This window comes from Achromobacter sp. T5-5 (assembly GCF_055397965.1).
Genome location: NZ_AP027919.1, coordinates 4,136,371 through 4,161,909 on the forward strand (window position 1 = coordinate 4,136,371; position 25,539 = coordinate 4,161,909).

Genomic DNA, 25,539 nt, shown 5'->3' on the forward strand with positions numbered 1-25,539 from the left:
GCGAAAGGCTGTCTTGAACGCCCGTGAACGGACGCCGGGACATGCCGGGATTCCGATCAGGCCTGGATCAGGGCCGGAACGGCGCGGGATCCAGCGGCAGCTCCAGCCCGCCCATCTGGGCGGTCAGCAGCGCCGCGCTGCCGCAGGCCAGGGTGAAGCCCAGCGCGCCCTGGCCGACGTTCAGCCAGAGATTGTCGGCGGCGTGACTGCGGCCGATCAGCGGCTTGCCGGTGGGCGTGGCCGGCCGCAGTCCGGCCCACGGGATGGCCTGGCTCAGGTCCAGTTGCGGGAAGGCTTCGCGCACCTGGCGCTTGAGCAGGCCGATGCGCGCCGGGTCGATGTCGGCGTTGTTGCTGCCGATGTCCACCATGGCCGCGATCCGCAGCACCCTGCCCACGCGGGCATAGACGATGCGCCGCTCGTAATCGGTCACGCTGATGCGCGGCGCCACGTTGTCGTCATCGGCCAGCGGGACGGTCAGGCTGTAGCCCTTCAGGGGGTACAGCGGCACGTCGTGGCCCAGCGGATTGAGCAAGGCGCGCGTGCCGATGCCGGTGGCCAGCACCACGGCGTCGGCGCCGATATCGCCATCGCGCGTGTTGACCGCGACGATGCGGCGGCCTTCGCGCTGCAGGCCGGACACGGGATTGGCCATGGCGCACTCGACGTTGCCCAGGGTCTGCAGGCGATCGAACAGCGCCTCGGTGAACTGTCGGCAGTCGCCGGCTTCTTCGCTAGGCGTATAGATGGCGCCCGCCAGGCTGGCGCCCATGCCGGCAAGCGCCGGCTCGCGCGCCACGGTCTGGGCGGCGTCCAGCACCTGCTGGTCCGCGCCGTGCGCGGCCTGGTAGGCCACCAGCGCGCGCGCCTTATCGAGCAGTTCAGCGCTGCGGTACGCAATGAGCTTGCCGTTCTTCAGGTGCCCGAAGGCCAGGTCTTCCTGTTCGAGCAGGGAATGCATCACGTCCCGGCTGAGGTAGGACAGCGTCAGCATCTGCGCCGTGGACGCCTTGGCCACCGACGCGCGGCAGGCCAGCGCGAACTGCAGGCACCAGCGCCATTGGTGCGGATCCAGCCGGGGCCGGAAACGCAGCGGCGAATCCTGGCGCAGCAGCCAGCCCGGCACGCTGGGCAGCACGCCGGGGCCGGCCAGCGGCGCCACATAGCTGTAGCTGAGCTGACCGCCGTTGGCATAGCTGGAGACTTCCGCCGGACGGGGCTGGCTGTCGACCAGCACCACTTCATGACCCTGGCGCGCCAGGAAATAGGCCGACGTCACACCGACGACGCCCGCGCCAATCACGCAAACGCGCATACCGTTATCCAAAAAAGACCGCGAACCGGTCCATTCTGTAACGGGGTCCCCCGCGCCGGCAAATGCCAAACGCCGCAGGGGCCATAACCAAACTTCATGCCCTGGGATCAGGCGATCCGGTGCAGCTTGATGATGGCGGCGGCGGTCGGCTCGCGCACCAGATCGGCCAGCGTGTAGGCATTGAGCGCGTCGTAGAACGCCTGCAGCGTTTGCGCCAGCACGCCCGCCAGCCGGCACACGCCGTCCAGCGCACAGGGCGGCTCGCGGCAGTCGATGAGCGGTCCCTGCTGTTCCAGCTCGCGCACCAGGTCGCCGACCCGGTAGTGGGTGGCCGGATGCGCCAGCGCAAGGCCCCCGCCCTTGCCGCGCGAGGTGCTGACCCAGCCGCGCTGCGACATGAAATGCACCACCTTCACCAGATGGTTGCGCGACAAGGCGAAGCGGTCCGCGATCTCGGGGATCGTGACGGCGGCGGGCCGGTCGCGGCATTGCGTCAGGTACATCAGGACGCGCAGGCCGAAGTCGGTGAATCGGGTCAGTTGCATGGCTGTGGGGCGGAGACCGGGCGGCCCGGAAACATCAGGCCGCCAGGATACACCGCTCAGGCGGCGACGCCGCCGGTGCCGAATGCCTCGGCGTGGATGCGGTCTTCGGCCACGCCCAGGCCCAGCAGCGCCTCGCGCTGCGCCCGCATGAAAGCAGCCGGGCCGCACAGGTAGTAATCGGCGCCCGGCACGATGGCCTCCTCGCGGATGGCGTGCAGGTCGACCCGCCCCTTGTGGTCGTAATCGCGGCCAGGCTGGTCGCCATGGGCCACCTCTTCGTAGAACACCGCCTTGCGCACATTGGCGCGCGACGCGGCGATATCGTTCACGTGGTCGCGCATGGCATGCACCGACCGGTTGCGGCAGCCGTGCACGAAGCGGATCTGCCGATCGTCGTTGGCCCGCACCAGATGGTTCAGGATCGACACCATCGGCGTCAGCCCCACGCCCCCGCTCAGCAGCACGACCGGCGCGTCGCCGTCTTCGCGCAGGTGGAAATCGCCCTGCGGCGGCGCCACGTCCAGCACGCCGCCCTCTTCCAGGCGGTCGTGCAGCGCATTGGACACGCGCCCCGCCGGCGTCTGGTCGCCCGCGGGTTCGCGCTTGACCGAGATGCGCAGGCGATCCTGCCCCGGCGCGTCCGACAGGCTGTACTGGCGCGGCTGCATCAGTCCCAGTTCCGGCACATAGACGCGCACCGACACGTACTGCCCCGGCCGGTACGCCGGCACCGTGCCGCCATCGGCCGGCGCCAGATAGAAGGAGGTGATCTCGGCGCTTTCCGGCTGTTTGCCCACCACGCGGAACGCGCGCCAGCCGGTCCAGCCGCCCGGCTTGTTGGCCGATTCCGCGTACAGGCGCGCCTCTTCGGCAATCAGCAGATCGGCCAACTGCCCGTAGGCGGCGGCCCACGCATCCACCAGTTCGTCCGTGGCGGCGGCGCCCAGCACTTCGCGGATGGACGCCAGCAGATGCTTGCCCACGATGGCGTAGTGCTCGGGCCGGATACCCAGGCTGACGTGCTTGTGCACGATGCGCGTCACCACCGGCATCAGCACGGAGGGATCGTCGATGTGCTCCGCATAGGCGGTTACCGCGCCGGCCAGCGCATGCTGCTGCGCGCCGCCGGCCTGGTGGGCCTGGTTGAACACGTGCTTGAGTTCCGGATTGTGCTGGAACATGCGCGCGTAAAAGTGCTTCGTCAGGGCCACGCCATGGACCTTCAGGACAGGGGCGGTGGCCTTGACCAGCTCGCGGACTTGGGGACTCAACATCTACGGCTCCTTGAATGGCGATCGTGCTCGCCTTTAAACATATATTCATAATACATCTTTAAGGGCGGACAGAAAAATCGCAGCTAGGATCAGTCTGAATCGGAGCGCCAGCGGCCAAACGGCTCGGGCGGCGGCAAGGTGCAAGCGGGCAGGCAGATCCATTGCGGCGCCACCGCGTCCGCGGCTCGATCCTGCGGGGCCTGCCACACCACCGAGGCCACCCAATCGCTTCCGATGCGGTAGGAACACGCCTGCCACGCGCCCCCGGGCGCGCGCAGCAGCGGGCTTTCCGGCGACCCGGACAAGCCCACGCAGGCCATGTCCGCGGGAAAATCCAGCCCCGCTCCTTTAATGAAGGCTTCTTTTAGTGTCCAGAGCCGATAGAAGTGTTGCAGGCGCGCTTCGCCCTGCAAGTCGGCCAATGCCTCGCGTTCGCCTGGCGAACAGACCCACTGCGCAAGCCCGTCCACGTTGCGTGGCCGGATGGCCTCCAGGTCGATGCCGATCTTCCAGCCGGGCGGCGCCGTCGCGCAAACAGCATGTCCGCCACTGTGGCTCAGGGACGTTGCCCCGGGAACCGGCCCTGCGCGGCGCAGGTGCTGCAGCAGCGCGCGGCTGACTTTCCAGTCTTGCATCGCCTTGCCGCTACGGATCGCCGCCGCCCGCCGGAGGTCGTCCGCAGACAGGTGTTCAACCCGGTATTGAGAGGCGGCGCTTTGATCTGCCCACCAGATTAAAAGTTCCTGAACGCTCACGGCTTAAAAGTAACTTTTGGATAAAATTATCGGTAATATGGGTTATTTTGTGTAATTTGTAACTGTTTAAATCGTTTCAGGCCGTATTCGCCATAGTAGAATCGCGCGCTATGTTGACGTTCTCAATCGCGCACTGGCAAGGTTGGACGCACGGATTTCAAGACCCGAGCCGTTGGCAGCACTGGGCCGAACACCCCTACTGCCCCCTCGGAGATCAAAGCGCCCCCCGCCTCGACTTCCTGCCCCCCATGCAACGCCGCCGCCTCAGCCCCCTGGCCCGCGGCGTCTTTGCTTGCGCCTGGCCGCTGGCCGACGGATATCCGGACATGCCGTTCGTATTCGCCTCGCGCCACGGAGAAACGTCGCGCAACTTCGGGCTGCTGGAATCGCTGGCGGCGGACGAACCGCTGTCCCCCACCGCATTCGGACTGTCGGTCCACAATGCGATCGCCGCGCAGTGGTCGATCATACGCCGCGACACCGCCGAGTCCGTCGCGATTGCCGTCGAGGACGACGGCCTGGAACACGCCTTTATTGAAGCGGCCATGCTGTTCGATCAAGGCCATGACAACGTGCTCGTGGTGCTGGCCGAAGAACAACCGCCCCGCCCCTACGCCCCGTGGGTGGACGATGTGCCGTTCTCTTACGCCGCCGCCTTCCGGCTGCGCCCGGGCACGGACTGGGCGCTCGCGCCCAGCCCCGCCACCCCCGGCGACGCTGCGCCGCAGATCTGGCCCAATCCCTTGAACCTCCTTCGCCATCTCGCGCTGCGGACCCCAAGCTGGCGGCACGCCAACCGCACCCGCCAATGGACCTGGACACGCAACGCATGAACACCACGGCACAAGTCCGCCAGGATTTCTGGCTCTGGCGCCTGGTCGCCACCGGCATGGCCTTCACCCTGTTCGGCCTGGGCGGCGTGCTGCTGCGCCTGATGGTGTTCCCGCCTCAACGGCTGTTGCCGGGCGACCGCCACGACCGGCAGCGCCGGGCACGCTGGGCGCTGCATGGCACCTTCAGGCTGTTCATCCGCTTCATGGTGCGCGTGGGCATCCTGACCGTGGAATTCAAGGGCGCCGAACGCCTGGGCCGTCCGGGCCAGATGATTCTTGCCAATCATCCGTCGCTGCTGGACGTGGTGTTCCTGGTCGGGCACGTCAAGAACGCCAATTGCATCGTCAAGCACGGCCTGGCGACCAATCCCTTTACCCGCGGGCCAGTGGCAAGCGCGGGCTACATCACCAATGACGAAAGCTTCGACATGTTCGATCGCGCCGCGGACGTGCTGCGCAATGGCGAAACGCTGATCGTATTTCCCGAGGGCACGCGCACGCCGCCCCGCGCCCTGCCGCAGTTCCATCGCGGGGCCTGCGCGATTGCCTTGCGCGGCGCGCGGGTCGTGACGCCGGTCGTCATCCGCATGAATCCGCGCAGCCTGACCAAGGGCGAGCCCTGGTACCGCATTCCGCCTTCCCGCATGCGCTATGTCATCGAGGTCGGCGAGGACATCGATCCGACGACCTGGAGCGCCGTGCATCCGCTGCCCATCGCCGGCCGCAAGATGAATGCCTATCTGCATGCCTATTTCGAAGCCGAACTGGCGCGCAGCGCGCCGGACGGCGCCTCAATGAACGCGCTGTCGCCCCAGACGGTGGAAGTGGAGTCAAAGCTGGATGAATCAACTGGAACTTGAGCTGAAAACGCTCGTCATCGAGTCCCTGGGACTGGAAGACATCACCCCCGACGACATCGACCGCGAGGCCGCGCTGTTCGGCGACGGGCTGGGCCTGGATTCGGTCGATGCGCTGGAGCTGGGCCTGGCGCTGCAAAAGCGCTACGCCATCACCATGGATCCCGAAACGCGCAACATGCGCGAGCATTTCGCCAGCATTGCCAGCCTGGCGGCATTTGTCACAGCGCAACGCCGCGACTGACGCACACGGAGTCACGATGCATACCCGCGAAGAAATATTCAATACGCTGCGCGGCGCGCTGGTCGAACTGTTCGAGATCGAACCGGAACGGATCACGCCCGACGCTCACCTGTACACCGACCTGGAAATCGACAGCATCGACGCGATCGACCTCATCGACCACGTCCGCCGGCAGACCGGCCGCAAGCTGGACGCCAATGATTTCCGCACGGTCCGCACCGTCGAGGACGTGGTCCAGGCGATGTGGCAAAAGCAGGATCCCGCCGCATGAAACGTGGCGTCGCGGCCGCGCTGGCCGCCGCCGCCGTGGCCTACCCGTTCCTCGTCTATGCGACGCTGGACAGGGTCAGCGCCGCCTGGCTCGCGTTGCCGCTGGCGCTGCTTTGGCTGGCGCGCGCGCTCACGGCGCGCGCCACGCAGCCCGGCGACCGCCTCCTGCCGGCCGTCGCCCTGGTCTTCTGCCTGATCCTCGCCATCTCCGATTCGCAAAGCTGGCTGCGCTGGTATCCCGTGCTGGTCAATGGCCTGATGCTGGCCATCTTCGGCATGAGCCTGCGCGGCCCGCAGCCCGTCGTCGAACGCCTGGCGCGATTGCGCCATCCGGCGCTGCCGCCCGAAGGCGTGCGCTATACCCGGAACGTCACCCGCGCATGGTGCGTCTTTTTCGCGCTGAATGGCTCGATCGCGGCCGCGCTGGCGGTCTGGGGGCCCTGGAGCTGGTGGGTGGCCTACAACGGCTGCGTCAGCTATGTGCTGATGGGATTGATGGCCGCCGGCGAGTGGCTGCTGCGCCCGGCCATGGCCAAGGCGGCCTGAACCATGGCCTGGACGCCCCTGCCCCGCCTGCTGTTGCCGGCCATGCCCGGCGACGGCAACGCCCCGGTCGCCGATTCGCCCCTGCTGACCCGTGACGCCTTCGCCCAGGCCAGCCTGCGCATCGCGGGCACGCTGCGCGCCCGCTCGCTGCGGCGCGCGGCGCTCTGGTTCGACGACGCGGCCGAACTCGCCTGCGCGCTGTTCGCCTGCTGGCGCGCGGGCGTGGTGGCCGTGCTGCCGGGCGACCGCCAGGCCCAGACCTGCCAGGGCCTGGACGTCACCGTCGACGCGTGGCTGACCGACACCGCACTGCCCTTGCCCGCCGCCCGCCAGTGGCGGCTGGCCGACCTGCATGAACATCCGCCCCTCGAACCGGCGGAACTGGATGCGTCGCAGACCCTGGTGCTGTGCACCTCCGGTTCCAGCGGCACGCCCAAGCACATTGCCAAGACCTGGGGCCAACTGGCGCAGGAAGTGCAGGCGCTGCAGCAGCAATGGCCCGACCCGCAGGCGCCCGTGCTGGGCAGCGTGTCGGCGCAGCACATGTACGGCCTGCCCTTCCGCGTCTTGTGGCCGCTGTGCGCGGGCCGGCAGATCGACCGGCCGCAGCGCCTCTACCCCGAAGACCTGCAGCAGGCCAGCCTGCGCCATCCCTCCTTCACCTGGATCGCCAGCCCGGCCCTGCTGCGGCGTCTGGGCCAGCGCCTGGACTGGGCGCAGTTGCGCGGCAAGCTGACCCGCATCCACTCGTCGGGCGGCGCCTTGCAGCGGGACGTGTCCGATGACATCGCGCGGTCGCTCGGCCTGCGTCCCACGGAAATCTACGGCAGCTCGGAAACCGGCGCGGTGGCCTGGCGCACCGGCGATGCGGACTGGCAGCCGCTGCCCGGCGTGACCGTGGACGTGAACGGCGACGGCGCCCTGCGCGTCGCATCGCCATGGGTCCATGCCGACGACCGCCAGACCGCGGACGGCGCCGAGCTCACGGCCGGCGGCTTCCGGCTGCTGGGCCGCCTGGACCGCATCGTGAAGATCGAAGAAAAGCGTGTGTCGCTGCCCATGCTGGAACACGCACTGACTGAACACGCCTACGTCGCCGACGTGCGCGTGGGCAAGGCGGCCGGCGCGCCGCGCCTGACGGCGCTGGTGGCGCTGACGGCCCATGGCCTGCATGCGCTGCGCAACCAGGGCCGCGCAGCCGTGGTCGATGCCTTGCGGGCCCATTTGGCCACGCGCTTCGAATCGCTGGCGGTGCCCCGCGGCTGGAGATTCTTCCGGGATCTGCCCGCCAACGCGCAAGGCAAGCTGCCGCAAGCCGAGTTCGACGCCGCGGCCGGCCCGCGCCCGCTGGCGCCCGTCGCCATCCCCACGGACGTAGCGGCCTTGCCGGACAACGAGCGGCGCTACACGCTCGACATTCCCTATGACCTGGCGTACTTCAGCGGTCACTTTCCGGTCGCGCCCGTGGTGCCGGGCGTGGCCCAGATCAGTTGGGCCATGTCGCTTGCCCAGCGCGACCTGAAGCCGGAACTGAGCTTTGCCGGCATGGAGGCGCTGAAGTTCCAGCGTCTCCTGCGCCCGGGCGACACCGCCGCCCTGGCGCTGAAATGGGATGCGGACCGGCAAAAGCTGTATTTCGCGTTCACGGTGGACGGCTCGCCCTGCTCGTCGGGACGCATTCTCCAAGGGGCGGACCATGGCGCCGCATAAGCTGTGCGCCGTCATCCCCGTGTTCAACCACGGCGGCACCGTGTCCGCGGTGGTGGCGCAACTGACGGCGCAGGGCCTGCCCTGCGTGCTGGTCGATGACGGCTCGGACCCGGCGTGCGCGGCGGTGCTGGACCAGTTGGCCGCGCAGCCCGGTATGCGGGCCGACATACGGCTCGTGCGCCGCCCGGTCAATGGCGGCAAAGGCGCGGCGGTCCAGGACGGATTGCGCGCCGCCCGCGCGCTGGGCTACACGCATGCGCTGCAGGTGGACGCCGACGGCCAGCACGCGCTGCAGGACGTGACGGCATTTTCCAGCGCCTCGCGCGCCAGGCCGGACGCGGTGATCTGCGGCGCGCCGGTGTACGGCGACGACGTGCCCCGCAGCCGCCTCTACGGCCGCTGGCTGACCCGCGTCTGGGTATGGATCAACACCTTGTCGTTCGACATCCCCGACGCCATGTGCGGCTTTCGCATCTATCCGCTGGCCGGCGTCCTGCCCGTGATCGACGGCGCCCATGTCGGCCGGCGCATGGATTTCGACATCGCCATCCTGGTGCGGCTGCATTGGCGCGGCATGCCCATGGCGTGGCTGCCGACGCGCGTCGTCTATCCCGAAGGCGGCATCTCGCATTTCAAGGGGCTGCAGGACAACCTGCTGATCAGCCGCATGCATGCGCGGCTGTTTTTCGGGATGCTGGCCCGATCGCCAGCCCTGCTGTGGCGCCGCCTGACCGGGAGCGTCCGTCCATGAGCGCCCCCGACAGCCATTGGGCGGGGCAGCGGGAACGCGGCCATCCGGCGCTGATGCGCCTGACGGCCTGGGCCGCGCGCAGGCTGGGCCGGCGCACCGTCGCGCCCGTGGTCTGGCTCGTCGTGCTGTATTTCTATGCCTTCGGCGCACGCGCCCGTCGCGCGATCGCGGCGTATCAGCGGCGCCTGGTGAACGCCGGCGGCCCCGTCGCGCCGCTGCCTCGCGCCTTTCCTGTCTACCGGCAATACCTGGCCTTCGCCACCGCCATGCTCGACAAGCTGGACGTCTGGCAGGGCAGGATCACCATGGCCCAACTGGACATCGCCGACCCGGATGGCCTGCACGGCCAGATGGGCCATGGCCGCGGCCAGATCCTGGTGGGTTCGCACCTGGGCAACCTTGAGATCTGCCGCGCGCTTGCCGAGCAGACCGGCGCGCTCAGATTGAACGTGCTGGTCCACAGCAAACATGCCGTCCACTTCAACCGCCTGCTCGATGAAGCCGGCGGCGGGCTGCGCATGATCCAGGTCAGCGAGCTGGACGCGGCCGTCATGCTCGATCTGGCGCAACGCCTCGATCGGGGCGAATGGCTGGCCATCGCCGGCGACCGCGTGCCCCTGCAGGGCGACCGCACGGTGCCGGTGCAATTCCTGGGCGCCGCCGCGCGACTGCCCCAGGGCCCCTGGCTGCTGGCCGGGTTGCTGGGCTGCCCGGTGAATCTGCTGTTCTGCACCCGCCAGGGCGACCGATACCGCGTGTCGATGGAGCGCCTGTCGGACGGCATCGCCTGGACGCGCGCGACGCGCCAGCAACGGATCGCCGACTGGGCGCAGCGCTATGCCGACCGCCTCGCGGCGCACTGCCGACTGGCCCCGCTGCAGTGGTTCAACTTCTACCCCTTCTGGAAAGACGATGCGTAAACGCGGCGCCATCGGCGCGGAAGTCGAAATTCGCGTGCCCTTTTTCGACGTCGATTCGATCAATGTCGTCTGGCATGGTCACTACGTGAAATACCTGGAGCAGGCGCGCTGCGAGCTGCTGGACAGCCTTGGCCACAATTACGGCGCCATGCGCGCCAGCGGCTATGTGTGGCCGGTGATCGACCTGCACCTGCGTTACGCCCAGCCGGCGCAGTTCGGCCAACGGCTGGTTGTGCGCGCCGAACTGGTGGAATGGGAACATCGGCTCAAGATCAACTACCTGATCCAGGACGCGGACACCGGCCAGCGGCTGACGCGCGCCACGTCGGAGCAGGTGGCGGTCTGCCTGGCCAGCGGCGAGATGCAACTGGCCTCGCCCGAGGTCTTCGTCGCCGCGGTCCGAAGCAAGCTCCAGTCCCTGGAGGCCGGCACATGATGCGCATTCCCACCCCCCGCCCGTTCTGGAAGCGGCTCGCCTGCCTGCTGGCGCTGGCCCTGCTGCCCCTGACGGCCGCGGCCTTCGACCTGGACGACCTGCGGGCACAACTGCGCGCCACGCCGATCGTGCGCGGCCAGTTCGTGCAGCAGAAATTCCTGCGCTCGCTGCCCCAGCCCCTGACCAGCCGCGGCGACTTCACGCTGGCGGCCGGAAAAGGCCTGCTATGGCTGCTGCGCACGCCCATCGCGCAGGACCTGCGCATCGATGCCAACGGCATCTCGCGCCGGGACGAGTCCGGCGCCTGGATAAAGCTCCCCCAGCAGACGGGCGGCGGCCGCGAGAACCAGCTCTTTCTTTCCGTGCTGGCCGGCGACACCCGCGCGCTGCAGGAAAACTTCGACCTGGCGCTGACGGGCGAGTCCACCGACTGGCATTTGACCCTGACACCGCGCTCGGCGCTGCTGCGCCAGATCTTCGACACCATCCGGATCGATGGCGGCGCGCTCGTTGACCGCATCGAACTGCGTGAAACCCAAGGCGACCGCAGCGTGCTGCAGATGACCGGCGCCGTCGCCGCGCAAGCCTTGACCCCCGAGGAAGAGCGTGCGTTCGCGGACTGAACGCTGGCTGCCCCGCCTGTTCAAGCTGGGGCTGCTGCTGGTGCTGCTGGCCGGCGCCTGGCAGTGCCGCAACGGCTGGCCGGTTTCCGCCAATCTGATGGAGCTGGTGCCGCAGGCGTCCGTTGACGCCACGCGGCGGCTGGCCGAGAGCCGCATCCAGGAACCGCTGTCGCGCCAGCTCATTGCGCTGGTCGCCGCGCGCGACGGCGCCGATCCTGTGCCACCGGCGCGTCTGCTGGCAAAGCGGTGGACGGACAGCGGCCTGTTCTCCCAGGTGCAGGTGGACCTGAACGTCGACCTGGCCGCCCTGCGCGAGCACCTCCTGGCGGGCCGCCTGGCCATGCTCCCGCTGGCGGACCGCCAGCAACTGGAAAACGACCCCGCGGCCTACGCGCAGCGCCGTGCCCGCGAGCTGTCCGATCCCTTCTCCTCGTCGGGCCTGGTGCCCGCCGATCAGGACTGGCTGGGGCTGACGCGCCGCGCCGAACAGGCGCTGCGGCCCGGCGGACTGGTGCATTTCGACATGGGTTCGGGCACGTTGCAGGCCGAACAGGGCGGCCGGCGCTGGGTGCTCGTGCGCGCCGATACGCGCGGCGACGCCTTCGACGCCGACGCGCCGCAACGCATTGCGGCGCAGATCGACCAGGATCAAGCGGTCTTGGGCGCGGCGGGCGCCGAGCTGCTGGTGGCGGGCGGCCCCCTGTATGCCGCGGCCGGCAAGGCCCAGGCCGTCGCCGAAAGCGGCTGGATCGGAACCGGCGCCGCCATCGGCATCGTGTTGGTGCTGCTGCTGGCGATGCGCCGCTGGCGCGTGCTGCTGGCGTTCGTGCCCGTGGCCGTGGGGCTGGTGACCGGCGTGGTCGCGTGCGTCGCCGTATTTGGCTCCATCCACGTCCTCACGCTCGTCATCGGCGCCAGCCTGATCGGCGTGGCCGTGGACTTCCCCATGCATTGGCTGGGAAAGAGCTTTGGGATGCCGGACTGGCAAGCCTGGCCGGCCTTGCGCCGGGTGCTCCCCGGCCTGACCATCAGCCTGGCCGCCAGCCTGGTGGGCTACCTCGCGCTGGCGTTCACGCCGTTCCCGGCGCTGACCCAGACCGCCGTGTTCTCGGCGGCCGGCCTGCTGGGCGCTTATGCATGCACCGTGTGCCAGCTTCCTGCCTGGATGCGCGGCTGGCGGCCACGCCCCTGGCTGCCCCTGCTGGGCTTTGCCCAGCGTGCGCTGCGCACGCGCGAACGGCTGGCCGCCCGGCGCGGCGTCCTGTGGATCGGCGCGGCCCTGGTGGCGGCGGGCGTCGCGGGCGGCATTGCGCGGCTTGGCATCCAGGACGACCTGCGCCAGTGGCTGAGCCTGCCGGCGCCCCTGATGGAGCAGGCCAGGCAGATCGGCGACATCACCGGCGTCGTGCCCACCAGCCAGTTCTTCCTGGTGCGCGCCCGCGATCCCGATGAACTGTTGCGCCGACAGGCGCGCGTCGCCCAGCGGCTCGATGCGCTGGTGCGCGACGGCGGACTGGCCTCGTACAACGCACTGAGCCAGCTCGTGTCGCCGGCCGCCGAGCAGGAGGCCCTGCGCGGCAGGCTGGCCGCCCTGGCCGCACAACCGCAGACCTGGAAAGCCATGACCGACCTCGGCATTCCTTTCGAGGTCATCGCGCAAGCGCTGCAGTCGCTCGCGGCGCTGCCCCCGCTCACGATCGACGACGCGCTGCGCGGCCCCCAGGCCGAACGCTGGCGCGCGCTGTGGCTGGGCCAACATGGCGGCGAATACGCGGGCATGATCACCCTGCTCGGCCTGCGCGACCCGGCGGCCCTGGCCGCCGTGGCGCAGGACGCGCCGGGCGTCAGCCTGGTCGACCGCAGCGGCGAACTCAACCGCATGTTCGCCGCCACCCGGATCGAAGCCGCCGAACTCAAGCTCATTTCCTATGTGGCCGCCGCGGTGCTGCTGCTGCTGACGCTGGGCCGCGCGGCGACCTGGCGCATCCTGGCCGTGCCCCTGGCGGCCACTGCCTGCAGCCTCGCCGCGCTGGGCTATCTTGGCCAGCCCCTGACGCTGTTCAGCCTGTTCGGCCTGCTGCTGGTGTCCGCCATCGGGGTGGATTACGCGATCTTCATGTTCGAGCGCGTCGCGGGCGCGGCCGCCAGCCTGGTGGGTATTCTCCTGGGCGCGGTCACGACGCTGCTGTCGTTCGGACTGCTCGCCCTCAGCCAGACCCCCGCCATTGCCAACTTCGGGCTGGCCGTGGCGCTTGGCGTGGCCTTTTCGCTGCTGTGGGCGCCGTGGATCGGCCCGCCCCGCGGGCGCTGACGCTTTCCTCTCATCACGCATCGCAACATGGAAACATCCAGCATGGAACATCGGGAAGTCGTGGTCATCGGGGCGGGCCCGGCCGGCGCGGTCGCCGCGGCCTTGCTCAAACGGCAGGGCCACGACGTCCTGATTCTTGAACGCCAGCAATTTCCGCGCTTTTCCATCGGCGAAAGCCTGCTGGCGCACTGCCTGGAATACCTGGACGAGGCAGGCATGATGCCCGCCGTCCAGGCCGCCGGCTTCCAGGTCAAGAACGGCGCCGCATTCGCCTGTGGCGACGCCTACACCTACTTCGACTTTCGCGACAAGTTCACCGCCGGGCCGGGCACGACCTTCCAGGTGCAGCGCGCGCACTTCGACCAAGTGCTCGCCGACGACGCGGCCCGCCAAGGCGTCGAGGTGCGCTACCGGCAGGAAGTCACCGCGGCCGACTTCGGCAACGACGGCCCGCTGCTGGACGTGCGCACCGCCGAAGGCGATAGCTATCAGGTCAAGAGCCGGTTCGTGCTGGACGCCAGCGGCTACGGCCGCGTCCTGGCGCGCATGCTGGACCTGGAACGCCCGTCGTCCATGCCGCCGCGCAAGGCCATCTTCACCCACATCGAGGACCGCATCGACGATCCCGGCTTTGACCGCGAAAAGATCCTGATCACGGTGCATCCCGAACAACGGGGCATCTGGTACTGGCTGATTCCCTTCTCCAACGGCCGCTGCTCGTTCGGCGTCGTCGGCGGCGAGGACCTTTTCGGCGCCCCCGGTGTAGACCTGATGACCACCTTGCGCGCCATGGCGCAGGCCGCGCCCAACCTGAAGCGCGTCTTGAAGAACGCGGTCTGGGATACGCCCGCCAACACGATAGGCGGCTACTCGGCCAGCGTGACGCGCCTGCATGGCCCGGGCTACGCCTTGCTGGGCAACGCCGCGGAGTTCCTGGATCCGGTGTTTTCGTCCGGGGTCACCATCGCGCTGCGCTCGTCCAAGCTGGCGGCCGATGCGCTGCACCGGCAACTGGGCGGCGCCCAGGTGGACTGGCAAGCCGAATTCGCCGACCCGCTGATGGTGGGCGTCGAGACGTTCCGCGCCTATGTCCAGGGCTGGTACAGCGGCGAATTCCAGGACGTCGTGTTCTACCCGCGCGCGCAACCGGAAATACGCCGCATGATCAGCGCCATCCTGGCCGGCTACGCGTGGGACACCCGCAACCCCTTTGTCGCCAACCCGCAGCGCCGCCTGCGCATGCTGAGCGAACTCTGCCGCGCGGGCGCCCCGCTTGCGCAGCCCGCCTGAGCCGCCCCATGAACGCCGCTGCCGTCCTCTTCCCGACCGTACGCCGAAGCCTGGCGCTTGCGCTGCTGGCGTTGGCCGGTTGCGCCGGCGCGCCGCCCCTGCCCGCCCACGATGCCGGCTTTGCGCTGCCGCGCCAGTTGCATGTGGCGCAGACGGCGCCCGGCCAGCCCGCCGCCGACCTGCTCCTCGTGGTCCAGCGCGAAGGCGCCGCCATGCGGTGGTCATTGTTCGATCCCTTGGGGGTTCCGCAGGCGCGGCAGATGCTGGAGCGGGGCCAATGGCGCAATGACGGCTTCATGCGCCCCAATGCGCAGGCGCGCGAGCTGTTCGCCGCGCTGATGTTCGCCTGGACGCCGCAAGCGGATCTGGACGCCGAGTACGGCGCCGGGTCGTGGCGCGCCGTCGGGCCTGCCGGCGGCGCAACGCAGCGCGTTCTGCTCGGGCAGGGCAAGGCGCGCTGGACCGTCACCTGGCCCGGCGATGCGCAAGGTCAGGCGTTTTCCATCCGGACCGCCGACGACGTGACGTGGCGGATCACCCCCTTGAAGGAGCAGCCATGATGACCTGGCTAGGCACCCCCGGCGTGGTGTGCGCGCTTGGCGCCGGCGTCGAGGCCGTCGGCCGCGCCGCGTTCGCCGGCGACACGACCGGCATGCGCGCCCAGGCCGGCTGGGTCAATGGCCGCGTCCTGACGCTGGGGGCCTGCTCGGGCGCGCTGCCCGCCCTGCCCCGGGAACTGCCCGCGCATCACCACAGCCGCAACAATCAGCTGCTGCTGGCGGCCGCGGCGCAGATCGAGGCGCCGCTGCGCGCCGCCATCGCCCGCTATGGCGCGGACCGCATCGCCGTGGTGCTGGGCACCAGCACGTCCGGCGTCAATGACAACGCGCCCGCATTCCGCGACTTGCGCCAGCATGGCGCCTGGCCCGCCACCTACGACTACCGCCGGCAGGCCCTGTCGTCCCCCGGCTCGTTCCTCGCCGACTGGCTGGGCACGACGGGACCGGCCTACACGCTTTCCACGGCCTGCACGTCCAGCGCCCGCGCCCTGCTGTCGGCGCAGCGCCTGCTGCGGCTGGGCCTGTGCGACGCCGTGGTCTGCGGCGGCGCCGACACGCTGTGCCGCCTGACCATCAACGGCTTCGCCACGCTCGAAGCCGTCGACGACGCGCTATGCACGCCGTTTTCGGTCCATCGCCGCGGCATCAATATCGGCGAGGCGGGGGTCCTCTTTTTGATGGAGCGCGACCCCGCCGATGCGAATGCCGTGGCGCTGCTCGGCGGCGGCGCCAGCTCGGACGCCTGGCACATGTCCGCGCCCGACCCGACCGGCGAAGGCGCCCGCCGGGCCATGCTGGCCGCCCTGCGGTCGGCGGACGTGGACGCCGCCAGCATCGGGTGGCTCAACCTGCACGGCACCGGCACCCCTCACAACGACGCGATGGAAAGCCGCGCCACGAACGCCGTGTTTCCGAACGGCGTGCCCTGCGCATCGACCAAAGCCCTGACCGGCCACACGCTGGGCGCGGCAGGCGCACTGGAAGCCGCGCTGGCCTGGATCACCCTGTCCGCGTCCAACGCCGAAGGCCGGCTCATGCCCCATGTCTGGGACGGCCATCCCGATCCGGCGCTGCCCGCGCTGGAATTCAGCACCCCCGCGCATCGCTATGCCGCGGGCCGGCGCCGCATGGCGATGAGCAACTCCTTCGCCTTCGGCGGCAACAATGCCAGCCTCGTATTCGGAGGTCATCCATGATTCCATGGCCGGTGGCCAGCCTGCTGCCGCACGCGGGCAACATGATCCTGATCGACACGGTCAGCCACTACGACGCGGACAGCCTCACCGCGCATGCCGTCATCCGGCCGGGCCCCTACTCGCTGGCGGACGGTTCGCTGCCGCCGTGGCTCGGGATGGAACTCATGGCGCAGGCCGTGGGCGCCTGGGCGGGATGCCAGGCGCGGCAGGCGAACGAAGCCGTCAAGCTGGGTTTCCTGCTTGGCACGCGGCGCTATGAATGCCATGCGGCCTCGCTACCCGCGGGCGCCGCCGTCACCATCCATGTCCGGCGCGGCCTGATCGACGCCAGCGGCATGAGCGTCTTTGAATGTGAACTGCGCGACCCGTCCCGCTTGCTGGCCGAAGCCCGCCTGAACGTCTATCAGCCCAGCGACCCGCAAACCTTTATGCAGGAAGAAGCCCCCCAATGAGCGCCGACCCCATCCTCGTCACCGGCTCGAGCCGCGGCATAGGCCGCGCCATCGCGCTGGCCCTGGCCGACGCCGGCCACGATCTGGTGCTGCACTGCCGCCAGCAGCGCGCCCAGGCCGAAGCCGTCCAGGCCGAAGTGCAGGCACGCGGCCGCCAGGCCCGCGTGCTGCAATTCGACGTGGCCGACCGCGCGCAGTGCGCCGCCGCGCTGCAGGCGGACATCGAGGCCCACGGGGCCTACTACGGCGTCGTCCTGAACGCCGGCCTGACACGCGACGGCGCATTTCCCGCCCTCACCGGCGATGACTGGGACCAGGTCCTGCGGACCAACCTCGATGGCTTCTACAACGTGCTCAGCCCGCTGGCCATGCCCATGATCCGGCGCCGCGCGCCGGGGCGCGTGGTATGCATGGCGTCCGTTTCCGGACTGGTCGGCAACCGCGGCCAGGTGAACTACAGCGCCTCCAAGGCCGGCCTGATCGGCGCGGCCAAGGCCCTGGCCGTGGAACTGGCCAAGCGCCAGATCACCGTGAACTGCGTCGCGCCGGGGCTGATCGACACCGACATGATCGACGAACATGTGCCCGTGGATGAAATCCTCAAGGCCGTCCCCGCCCAACGCATGGGCAAGCCCGAAGAAGTGGCCGCGACCGTGGCATTCCTGATGTCCCCCGGCGCCGCGTACATCACGCGCCAGGTCATCGCCGTCAATGGAGGACTGTGCTGATGAAGCGGGTCGTCATCACCGGCATGGCCGGCATCAGCGCGCTGGGATCGGACTGGCCGCGCATCCAGCAGGCTTTCCAGGCAGGCCGCAGCGCCATCCGCGTCATGCCGGACTGGTCGCGCTACGCGGAACTGAACACCCGCCTGGGCGGGCCGGTCGAGGATTTCCAGGCCCCGTCGCACTGGACGCGCAAGCAATTGCGCAGCATGGGCCGCGTCTCGCAGCTTGCGGTGCGGGCCGCGGAAATCGCGCTGGCCGACGCGGGACTGCTTGGCGATCGCAGCATCACCGACGGGCGCATGGGCGTGGCCTGCGGGTCGTCCGTCGGCAGCACGGCGGAAATCCGCGCCTTCGGCAACATGCTGCTCAATGGCGTGACCGACGACCTGAACGCGAACTCCTATGTGCGCATGATGCCGCACACCACCGCCGCCAATATCGGCATCTTCTTCGAACTGAAGGGCCGGATCATCCCGACCTCCAGCGCCTGCACCTCCGGCAGCCAGGGGATCGGCTACGCCTACGAAGCCATCCGCTACGGCCGCCAGGACCTGATGCTGGCCGGCGGCGCCGAAGAGCTGTGCCCCAGCGAGGCGCTGGTGTTCGACGCGCTGTACGCGACCAGCCAGAAGAACGACACGCCGGAACTGACGCCCCGGCCCTACGACCGCGACCGGGACGGACTGGTCATCGGCGAGGGCAGCGGCATGCTGGTGCTGGAATCGCTGGAACACGCGCAGGCTCGCGGCGCGCACATCCACGCGGAAATCGTCGGCTTTGGCAGCAATTCGGATGGCACGCACATTACCCGCCCGGAAGCGGCCACCATGCGCGTCGCCATGGAGATGGCGCTGGCCGATGCCGGCCTGCCGCCCGACGCGATCGGCTACGTGAACGGCCACGGCACGGCCACCGAGCAGGGCGACGTGGCCGAGACCCAGGCCACCGCCCGGCTCTTCGGCAACCGCATGCCCATCAGCTCCCAGAAAAGCTACCTCGGCCACACGCTGGGCGCCTGCGGCGCGCTGGAATCCTGGTTCAGCATCGAGATGCTCAGGAACGACTGGTACGCCCCGACGTTGAACCTGCGGCATGTCGACCCGCTATGCGGCGACCTGGACTACCTGACGGGCGAAGGCCGGCGCATGAACAACGAATTCGTCATGAACAACAATTTCGCGTTCGGCGGCATCAACACGTCCCTGATCTTCCGGCGCTGGCCCTGACGCTGGCCCCAGGCCGGCCCGGCACCGTTCCAATCCACTTTTTCACTGTCTTCCCAAGGAATGCAAATCATGAACCTTCACTGCAAGCTCGCTGGCGCGCTGGCCCTGTCGTTCGCTTTCTCGGCGCCTGTCCTGGCCGCGGATCGCACCGTCCACCTTCCCATGCAGGCCGCCATCGAGGCCGCGCAGGCGGCCGGCAAGATCGACGGCAGTGTGAAGTTCTACCTGGCCGGCACAGGCCCCAAGGGCAAAGTGCTGGAAGCCGGCGTGATCACCAACCGCAAAACGAATGCCTTCGCCAAGAAGGACGAAGATGCCTGCCTGTGGGTGGCGCAATCGGCCGTGATCGCCCTGCATGAAGCCGCCAAGAAGGCGGGCGCCAATGCCGTCACCAATATCGTCAGCTACTACCGCAAGAACGAATACCGCAGCACCACCGACTACGAATGCCACGCCGGCGCGATGGTTGCGGGCGTGGCCTTGCGCGGCGACCTCGCCACCGTGAAGTAAGCCCGGGGCGGGGCAGCCTGCCCGCCCCCGCCCGGTTTAAACTTCCCGTTTACCGCAACACCACAAAGGTTTACCCATGAGCACTGCTACGCTCAAGACCCGCCTGTCCGACTCCGTCAAGGACGCGATGCGCGCCAAGGCCGCCGAGCGCCTGACCACGCTGCGTTTCCTGCTGGCCGCCGTCAAGCAGAAGGAAGTGGACGAACGCCGCGACCTGTCCGACGCGGAAATCACCGCCATCATCGAAAAACAGGTCAAGCAGCGCCGCGAGTCGATCGCCGCGTTCGAGCAGGCCGGCCGCACCGAAACCGCGGAACAGGAAAAGGCCGAACTGGCCGTGTTGCAAGAATTCCTGCCCCAGGCCGCCACGCCCGAGGAAGTGACCGCCGCCATCGACGCCGCGCTGGCCGAAGTGGCCGCGCAAGGCGTGACCGGCGCGCCCGCGATGGGCAAGGTCATGGGTATCCTCAAGCAGGCCCTGGCCGGACGCGCGGACATGACCGCGCTGTCGCAGCAGGTAAAGGCCCGCCTCGCCTAAAACGCGCCGCCAAACAGGTCCGGCTGGCGCGACTGCTGCGCCGGATCCGCGAAGTTGCTCATGCCCACGCCCGCCAGCCGGTACAGGGTTTCCGGCGGCAGTTCGACGCGTTCGCACAGCAACCTGGCCAGGGCTGCCAGTTCCGCCGCCGACGCCGGCGGCTGGGCGCTGGTCTGGCTGCGCGTCAGGATGCGAAAGCGGTCGGTCTTCAACTTGAGCACCACCGTGCGGCCCAGGGCGCCCTTCTTCAGCGCCTGGTCCCACACTTTTTCCGCCATGCGGTCCAGCGCCTCGCCCACGGCGTCCAGCCGGACGTCCTGCGAAAACGTGGTTTCGGCCGACACCTGCTGCAAGGGCTGGTCGGTCTGGACCTCGCGCTCGTCGATGCCGCGCGCCAGCTCATACAGGCGGCGGCCGTAGCGGCCAAAATAATGCTCCAGTTCCTGCGCGCTGTGCGTGGCCAGGTCGCCCACCGTCTGGATGCCTAGCTGCTCCAGCCGCGCCTGCGTGACCTTGCCCACGCCCGGCACCTTGCGCACGGGCAAGGGCTCCAGGAACGCCAGCACCTTGTTGGGACGCACCACGAACAGGCCGTCGGGCTTGTTCCAGTCGGACGCGATCTTGGCCAGGAATTTGTTCGGCGCCACGCCGGCCGACGCCGTCAGGCCGGTTTCCTCGCGGATCTGCTGGCGAATCACCTGCGCGACCTCGGTGGCCGAAGGCAGCCCGCACTTGTTGAGCGTGACGTCCAGATAGGCCTCGTCGAGCGACAGGGGCTCGATCAGGTCGGTATGGCGGGCGAAGATCTGCCGGACCTGGCGCGACACGGCCCGGTAGCGGTTGAAATCGGGCGGCACGTAGATCGCGTGCGGACAGAGGCGCTCCGCCTTGATGGCGGACATCGCTGAATGGATGCCGTAGCGCCGCGCCTCATAAGAGGCCGCGCACACGACCGAGCGCGGTCCGGTCCAGGCCACCACCACCGGCTTGCCGCGCAGTTCGGGGTTGTCGCGCTGCTCCACCGACGCATAGAAGGCGTCCATGTCCACATGCACGATCTTGCGCTGGGAACGCGCAGTCTCCTGCCCCGTCATGGCCTCAATCCCGTGGCAAAAACATATATTATGACCGGCGACAATCCGCCACCCATTCCCGCACACGACGGTTCCATGACTGCATCCGCCCCCACAACCGACTACTTCGGCCTGACGATTCCCTTCATGCATTTCATTGGCCTGGTGCCCGAAAGCATCGCGCCGGCCTATGCCCGCACGACGCTGCCCTGGCGCGAAGACCTCACCAACAGCCGCGGCGACGTGCACGGCGGCACGCTGATGAGCGTCCTGGATTTCACGTTGAGCGCCGCGGCGCGCGGGTCCGCGGACGCCACCGAAGGCATGGCCACGATCGACATGAACACCACCTTCCTGTCCCCGGGCACGGGCGACCTGGTGATCGAGGCGCGCTGCCTGCGCCGCGGCGCGTCCATCGCCTTCTGCGAGGGCGACATCCGGCGCGCCGACGGCGAACTGGTGGCGCGCGCCACCGCCACCTTCAAGATCATCCGCCGCCGCCCGGGCGGCGACTGACTCAGACTGACCCAGTGCGCGCGCCTTACTTCGGCAGGTCGCGCGAAGGCTTGACGGGCGGACGCGGGTCCAGCGGCATGTAGGTGCTGCACGACACCAGGCCGTAATACACCGCGTCCTGCATCGCGCGCATGGCGGCCGCGTCCCAGGTGCCCTTGCCCCACATCACGATGCGCACGTCCGTGGATTTTGCCCCCAGCGACTTCAGGTCGACGCGCGACATCTCGCGGTCGGAATAAGGGGCCAGCACGCGCACCACGCCGGACTGCGCGCTCTCGTTCAGGTCGGAAACCACGCGGTAGGCATTGTCGGTGCTGCGCAGGCAGGCGTTGGACTGGCGGATGACCGCATCGTAGGCGTCCTTGAAGGCCACCGGCGCCTTGAATTCGCTGTGCGGCGACGAGCCGTCCTGCGAAATGCCCATCGAGCAGCCAGCCAGCCCCAGGGCCAGCGCCGATGCCGCGACCAGATTCCTGTACATGTAAATCTCCAGAAGAATTGCCGCGATTATCCCGCAAACGGCCTGGCGGGATAAGTGGGGCCGGTTCGACACCCTTTGCGCGGCTATGGCATTATCGACGAGCCGCCGGGACCGGCCCGCCGCAGCGCCGCCACTGGCGCGCGTGCGTCCCTTCGTCCCGCGCGTCCCCTGCAACGCGGATCGTCACCACGGAGGTTTTCCCTTGTTCTCATTCCTGCGCACCGTCCTGACCGCCGGCATCGTCGGCGCCACCCTGGGTGCCTGCGCCACGCAGCCGCCTCCCCGCGCCTATCCCCTGAAAGACTTCTTCCGCAACCCGGAACGCGGATTTTTCCGGCTGTCCGACGACGGCCAGACGCTGGCCTTCATGCAGCCCACCAGCGTGGACGGCTATCCCGCCCGCATGAACATCTATGTGCAGCCCCTGCAGGGCAGCCAGCTCGTGGGCGAACCGCGGCAACTGACCCGCGAGACCGCGCGCGACATCAGCGCCTACTTCTGGAAGGGCGCGGACGTGGTGCTCTACCAGAAGGACTTCGGCGGAGACGAGAACTTCCACGTGCTGGCCGTCGACGCGAAGACGGGCAAGATCACCGACCTGACCCCCTACGAGGGCGTGCGCGCGGGCATCGAGGACGACCTCGAAGACGATCCCGACCACGTGCTGATCAGCCACAACCAGCGCAACCCCGAGGTGTTCGACGTCTACCGCGTCAACGTGCACACCGGCGCGGCCGTGCTGGTGGCCCAGAACCCCGGCAACATCGTGGGCTGGCAGACGGACCACGCAGGCAAGGTGCGCGCCGCCATCGCAAGCGACGGCCTGAACACCACCCTGCTCTACCGCAACGACGAAGCGTCCGAGTTCCGCCCCCTCATCACCACCGACTACCGCACCAGCGTCAGCCCGGCCTTCTTCACCTTCGACGACAAGAAGTTCTACGCCCTGAGCAATCGCGGGCGCGACAAGCTGTCCCTGGTCATCATCGACCCCGCCAATCCGGACGCCGAGGAAGTCATCTTCACGCCGGCCGAGGTCGACCTGGACGGCGCGGCGTTCTCGCGCAAGCGCCGCGTGCTGACCGTGGCGTCCTACCAGACGGACAAGCCGCAGTACCGCTTCTTCGACGCCGAGACCGAGGCCCTGTACCGCACCCTGTCCGAGCGCCTGGATGGCTATGACATCGCCATCCAGGGCGGCAACCGCGACGAGAACAAATTCATCGTCGCCGCGTACAACGACCGCACGCCCGGCGCGCGCTACATCTACGACGCCGTGGCCGGCACGCTGACCAAGCTGGCCGACCTGAATCCCGCCATCCCCGAGAAAGACATGTCGCGGGTGCAGCCCATCAGCTACCAGAGCCGCGACGGCAGGACCATCCATGGCTACCTGACGCTGCCGGCGGGCCGCCCGCCCAAGAACCTGGCCTGCGTCGTGAACCCGCACGGCGGACCCTGGGCGCGCGACGGCTGGGGCTACAACCCCGAAGTGCAGTTCCTCGCCAACCGCGGGTTCTGCGTGCTGCAGATGAACTTCCGCGGCTCCACGGGCTACGGGCGCGACTTCTGGGAGGCCGGCTTCGGGCAATGGGGCCTGAAGATGCAGGACGACATCACGGACGGCGTGCAATGGCTGGTCGAGCAAGGCATCGCCGACCCCGCGCGCATCGGCATCTATGGCGCAAGCTACGGCGGCTATGCGACGCTGGCGGGCGTCGCGTTCACGCCGGATCTGTACGCGGCGGCGGTCGACTACGTGGGCGTGTCCAACCTCTTCACGTTCATGAAGTCCATTCCGCCTTACTGGAAGCCGATGCTGGACAAGATGCAGGACATGGTCGGAGACCCCGTGCGCGATCGCGACCGCCTGACCGCGACCTCGCCCGCGCTGCACGCGGACCGCATCAAGACGCCGCTCTTCGTGGCGCAGGGCGCCAAGGACCCGCGCGTGAACAAGGACGAAAGCGACCAGATGGTGTCCGCGCTAAAGGCCCGCGGGGTGGACGTGGAATACATGGTCAAGGACAACGAAGGCCACGGCTTTCACAACGACGAGAACAAGTTCGAGTTCTACGAGGCCATGGAGAAGTTCCTGACGGAACACCTCAAGCCGTAGTCCCTGCCGTTTCCTCGTTCAGGGCCAGCGGGGCGGCGGCCATCTGGCCGCTGCCCGCGCGGACCTGGCCGCGACCGCTCCAGGCCATTTCCACCCGATCGCGCCCCTGCGCCTTGGCCTGGTACAGCGCCAGGTCGGCCCGCGCCAGGATGCCGTCGGCGCTGTCGCCCGGCTGGTAGGACGCCAGCCCGCCGCTCGTGGTCATCTGCACTTCCAGCCCCTGCAGGTACAAGGGCGTGTCGCGCAAGGCATCGCACACGCGCTGCGCCTGCACCAGCGCCCGCGCCGGGTCGCAGTCGTACATCAACAATACGAATTCCTCGCCGCCCAGCCGGCCGAAGCGGTCGCTCGAACGCACCGCGTTCTGCACCACCTGCGCGAAGTGGCGCAGCGCGGTGTCGCCCGCCGCGTGGCCATAGCGGTCGTTGATGGACTTGAAGTGGTCGATGTCCAGCACCAGCACGGCCAGCTTGCCGCCGGTGCGCTCGGCGCGCAGGAGCTCGCGCTCCAGCTCGTCCATGATGCTGCGGCGGGAGTACGCGTGCGTCAGGCTGTCGAACGTCAGCGCGGCCTGCATTTTTTCCGCCTGGCTCGTCTGGATCATGAAGAGCAGTGCGAGGAACAGGCCCGGCACCGTCACCGACCCGCAGACGATGAAAAAGAGTCCCCAGGCCGACGGCTGCAGCAGCGACACGGCCGTGTCCACGCCGGCGCCATACACATACACGCGCACGGCATGCAGCCCCACCAGTCCGAAGAACGCCAGCAACAGGTAGAGCACCACGCCGCGCGCCTGGAACTGGCGGCGCTGACGGAAAATGACCACGCCCGTCGCCGACATCAGCACGCAGGTATAGACCGAATACAGCAACATCCGCAGCACCAGGCTGTCGTTTCGGTACAGCAGCAGCGCAAAGCCGACCGTGCTGAGCGAGCACAGCACGGTCGTGCGCAACACATGCGGGCGCAGGCCGAAAAACTGCCGCACGCCCACGTACACGAGCGCGGCGGAACAGGCCCAGGCCGCGTTCGACACCATCACATAGGCTGCGGGCGGAATGATGTCGGCGGATGCGTAGGCCAGCAGGGACAGCACGGCAAGCGCGTTGGCCGCCATGAACGCGGGCACGCCGTCGACGCCGCGGCCGTGGAACGGAAGCAGCAACGGAAGCGCCAAGGCCGTCGCCAGGCCCCACATCAGGAAAAACAGGCTAGTCGTCATGGTGTATGCCGGCCCAGGCCTTCTGGGCCTGCCCCGCCTTTGGGAACTGCTGTTGCACTGGGTTCGCACTAGAAAACGCGTTACAAGCAAGCATTTTTGATGCTTTTTGTTACCAGAACGGCGAAAAGACGACCACGCGCGCTCACCCTGGGCGGCGCGCGTCTATTCGTCTGGAACCTTTACAGCCCGCGCCAGGACGATCGCACGGCTTGCAACAAAGAATACGCCAAGCCGATGG

28 protein-coding genes are annotated in these 25,539 nt (G+C 68.6%); 21 read left to right on the top strand and 7 right to left on the bottom strand.

Translation table 11 applies throughout. From position 1 onward, the window contains the following. Positions 1–67: 67 nt before the first annotated feature. From ACZ50Q_RS18780 to ACZ50Q_RS18795, 4 genes are all read right to left on the bottom strand, one after another. Positions 68–1,315 carry a D-amino acid dehydrogenase gene (locus ACZ50Q_RS18780; protein WP_464079258.1) on the bottom strand — a complete coding sequence of 416 codons (1,248 nt, stop codon included), beginning with the start codon at positions 1,313–1,315 and terminating at the stop codon, positions 68–70. Positions 1,316–1,422: 107 nt separating this feature from the next. Continuing rightward, positions 1,423–1,860 (bottom strand): Rrf2 family transcriptional regulator, encoded by a 438-nt coding sequence (locus ACZ50Q_RS18785; RefSeq protein WP_092582169.1) that lies wholly within the window; start codon positions 1,858–1,860, stop codon positions 1,423–1,425. A gap of 56 nt (positions 1,861–1,916) precedes the next feature. Beyond that, the gene (gene hmpA / locus ACZ50Q_RS18790; protein WP_464079259.1) at positions 1,917–3,134 is read right to left on the bottom strand and encodes an NO-inducible flavohemoprotein; all 1,218 of its coding nucleotides are present in this window, start codon (positions 3,132–3,134) and stop codon (positions 1,917–1,919) included. A gap of 89 nt (positions 3,135–3,223) precedes the next feature. After that, positions 3,224–3,769, bottom strand: coding sequence for a 4'-phosphopantetheinyl transferase family protein (locus tag ACZ50Q_RS18795; RefSeq protein ID WP_464079260.1), 546 nt, complete (start codon positions 3,767–3,769; stop codon positions 3,224–3,226). Between the two features lie 230 nt (positions 3,770–3,999). Between ACZ50Q_RS18795 and ACZ50Q_RS18800 the strand changes: the two genes are divergently transcribed. The 19 genes from ACZ50Q_RS18800 (at position 4,000) to ACZ50Q_RS18890 (ending at position 19,890) form a co-directional block, all read left to right on the top strand. Then, a complete protein-coding gene (locus ACZ50Q_RS18800; RefSeq protein WP_464079261.1) occupies positions 4,000–4,722 on the top strand; it encodes a beta-ketoacyl synthase chain length factor in 723 nt (240 codons plus the stop codon). Next, entirely contained in the window at positions 4,719–5,582 is an 864-nt protein-coding gene (locus ACZ50Q_RS18805; RefSeq protein ID WP_217646962.1) for a lysophospholipid acyltransferase family protein, read from the top strand. Before ACZ50Q_RS18800 ends, ACZ50Q_RS18805 begins: the two co-directional genes overlap by 4 nt. Beyond that, positions 5,563–5,823: a phosphopantetheine-binding protein gene (locus ACZ50Q_RS18810; protein ID WP_076521597.1), complete on the top strand. Its 261-nt coding sequence runs from the start codon at positions 5,563–5,565 to the stop codon at positions 5,821–5,823. Before ACZ50Q_RS18805 ends, ACZ50Q_RS18810 begins: the two co-directional genes overlap by 20 nt. 16 nt (positions 5,824–5,839) lie before the next feature. Next, the gene (locus tag ACZ50Q_RS18815; protein ID WP_076521598.1) at positions 5,840–6,094 is read left to right on the top strand and encodes an acyl carrier protein; all 255 of its coding nucleotides are present in this window, start codon (positions 5,840–5,842) and stop codon (positions 6,092–6,094) included. Then, on the top strand, positions 6,091–6,639 hold the full coding sequence (locus ACZ50Q_RS18820) for a COG4648 family protein (RefSeq protein ID WP_464079262.1): 549 nt from the start codon (positions 6,091–6,093) through the stop codon (positions 6,637–6,639). The genes ACZ50Q_RS18815 and ACZ50Q_RS18820 overlap by 4 nt, the downstream gene beginning before the upstream one ends. 3 nt (positions 6,640–6,642) lie before the next feature. After that, complete coding sequence (locus ACZ50Q_RS18825; protein ID WP_464079263.1) at positions 6,643–8,349, top strand: ApeI family dehydratase; 1,707 nt, start codon at positions 6,643–6,645, stop codon at positions 8,347–8,349. Next, positions 8,336–9,100, top strand: coding sequence for a glycosyltransferase family 2 protein (locus ACZ50Q_RS18830; RefSeq protein WP_464079264.1), 765 nt, complete (start codon positions 8,336–8,338; stop codon positions 9,098–9,100). The genes ACZ50Q_RS18825 and ACZ50Q_RS18830 overlap by 14 nt, the downstream gene beginning before the upstream one ends. Then, positions 9,097–10,020 carry an LpxL/LpxP family acyltransferase gene (locus tag ACZ50Q_RS18835; protein WP_464079265.1) on the top strand — a complete coding sequence of 308 codons (924 nt, stop codon included), beginning with the start codon at positions 9,097–9,099 and terminating at the stop codon, positions 10,018–10,020. The genes ACZ50Q_RS18830 and ACZ50Q_RS18835 overlap by 4 nt, the downstream gene beginning before the upstream one ends. Further along, entirely contained in the window at positions 10,013–10,456 is a 444-nt protein-coding gene (locus ACZ50Q_RS18840; protein WP_464079266.1) for an acyl-CoA thioesterase, read from the top strand. Before ACZ50Q_RS18835 ends, ACZ50Q_RS18840 begins: the two co-directional genes overlap by 8 nt. Then, positions 10,453–11,079 (top strand): outer membrane lipoprotein carrier protein LolA, encoded by a 627-nt coding sequence (locus ACZ50Q_RS18845; protein WP_254792113.1) that lies wholly within the window; start codon positions 10,453–10,455, stop codon positions 11,077–11,079. Before ACZ50Q_RS18840 ends, ACZ50Q_RS18845 begins: the two co-directional genes overlap by 4 nt. Further along, a complete protein-coding gene (locus ACZ50Q_RS18850; RefSeq protein ID WP_464079267.1) occupies positions 11,063–13,390 on the top strand; it encodes an MMPL family transporter in 2,328 nt (775 codons plus the stop codon). The genes ACZ50Q_RS18845 and ACZ50Q_RS18850 overlap by 17 nt, the downstream gene beginning before the upstream one ends. A 27-nt stretch (positions 13,391–13,417) precedes the next feature. After that, positions 13,418–14,680, top strand: coding sequence for an NAD(P)/FAD-dependent oxidoreductase (locus tag ACZ50Q_RS18855; RefSeq protein WP_076521605.1), 1,263 nt, complete (start codon positions 13,418–13,420; stop codon positions 14,678–14,680). Between the two features lie 8 nt (positions 14,681–14,688). Beyond that, positions 14,689–15,240, top strand: a complete 552-nt coding sequence (locus ACZ50Q_RS18860; protein ID WP_464079268.1) for a DUF3261 domain-containing protein — start codon at positions 14,689–14,691, stop codon at positions 15,238–15,240. Then, entirely contained in the window at positions 15,237–16,436 is a 1,200-nt protein-coding gene (locus tag ACZ50Q_RS18865) for a beta-ketoacyl-[acyl-carrier-protein] synthase family protein (RefSeq protein ID WP_464079269.1), read from the top strand. The genes ACZ50Q_RS18860 and ACZ50Q_RS18865 overlap by 4 nt, the downstream gene beginning before the upstream one ends. Continuing rightward, positions 16,433–16,888, top strand: a complete 456-nt coding sequence (locus ACZ50Q_RS18870) for a hotdog family protein (RefSeq protein ID WP_464079270.1) — start codon at positions 16,433–16,435, stop codon at positions 16,886–16,888. The genes ACZ50Q_RS18865 and ACZ50Q_RS18870 overlap by 4 nt, the downstream gene beginning before the upstream one ends. After that, positions 16,885–17,616 (top strand): 3-oxoacyl-ACP reductase FabG, encoded by a 732-nt coding sequence (gene fabG / locus ACZ50Q_RS18875; protein WP_464079271.1) that lies wholly within the window; start codon positions 16,885–16,887, stop codon positions 17,614–17,616. The genes ACZ50Q_RS18870 and fabG overlap by 4 nt, the downstream gene beginning before the upstream one ends. Further along, entirely contained in the window at positions 17,616–18,842 is a 1,227-nt protein-coding gene (locus ACZ50Q_RS18880) for a beta-ketoacyl-ACP synthase (protein WP_092582153.1), read from the top strand. The genes fabG and ACZ50Q_RS18880 overlap by 1 nt, the downstream gene beginning before the upstream one ends. Before the next feature lie 69 nt (positions 18,843–18,911). Continuing rightward, complete coding sequence (locus tag ACZ50Q_RS18885; protein WP_092582152.1) at positions 18,912–19,352, top strand: excinuclease; 441 nt, start codon at positions 18,912–18,914, stop codon at positions 19,350–19,352. Between the two features lie 76 nt (positions 19,353–19,428). Beyond that, on the top strand, positions 19,429–19,890 hold the full coding sequence (locus tag ACZ50Q_RS18890) for a GatB/YqeY domain-containing protein (protein WP_076521612.1): 462 nt from the start codon (positions 19,429–19,431) through the stop codon (positions 19,888–19,890). On the opposite strand, the gene dinB is transcribed toward ACZ50Q_RS18890, so the two are convergent. After that, positions 19,887–20,984 (bottom strand): DNA polymerase IV, encoded by a 1,098-nt coding sequence (dinB, locus tag ACZ50Q_RS18895; RefSeq protein WP_092582151.1) that lies wholly within the window; start codon positions 20,982–20,984, stop codon positions 19,887–19,889. The genes ACZ50Q_RS18890 and dinB overlap by 4 nt on opposite strands. Positions 20,985–21,059: 75 nt before the next feature. Here dinB and ACZ50Q_RS18900 point away from each other — a divergent pair, with 75 nt between their 5' ends. Further along, the gene (locus ACZ50Q_RS18900) at positions 21,060–21,479 is read left to right on the top strand and encodes a PaaI family thioesterase (protein WP_076522155.1); all 420 of its coding nucleotides are present in this window, start codon (positions 21,060–21,062) and stop codon (positions 21,477–21,479) included. A gap of 25 nt (positions 21,480–21,504) precedes the next feature. Here ACZ50Q_RS18900 and ACZ50Q_RS18905 read toward each other — a convergent pair whose 3' ends face one another. Then, a complete protein-coding gene (locus ACZ50Q_RS18905; protein WP_076521614.1) occupies positions 21,505–21,960 on the bottom strand; it encodes a BPTD_2524 family lipoprotein in 456 nt (151 codons plus the stop codon). 202 nt (positions 21,961–22,162) lie between these two features. Between ACZ50Q_RS18905 and ACZ50Q_RS18910 the strand changes: the two genes are divergently transcribed. Then, the gene (locus ACZ50Q_RS18910) at positions 22,163–24,079 is read left to right on the top strand and encodes a S9 family peptidase (protein WP_464079272.1); all 1,917 of its coding nucleotides are present in this window, start codon (positions 22,163–22,165) and stop codon (positions 24,077–24,079) included. Here ACZ50Q_RS18910 and ACZ50Q_RS18915 read toward each other — a convergent pair. After that, positions 24,069–25,301, bottom strand: a complete 1,233-nt coding sequence (locus ACZ50Q_RS18915) for a GGDEF domain-containing protein (RefSeq protein WP_464079273.1) — start codon at positions 25,299–25,301, stop codon at positions 24,069–24,071. The genes ACZ50Q_RS18910 and ACZ50Q_RS18915 overlap by 11 nt on opposite strands. Positions 25,302–25,539: the final 238 nt, after the last annotated feature.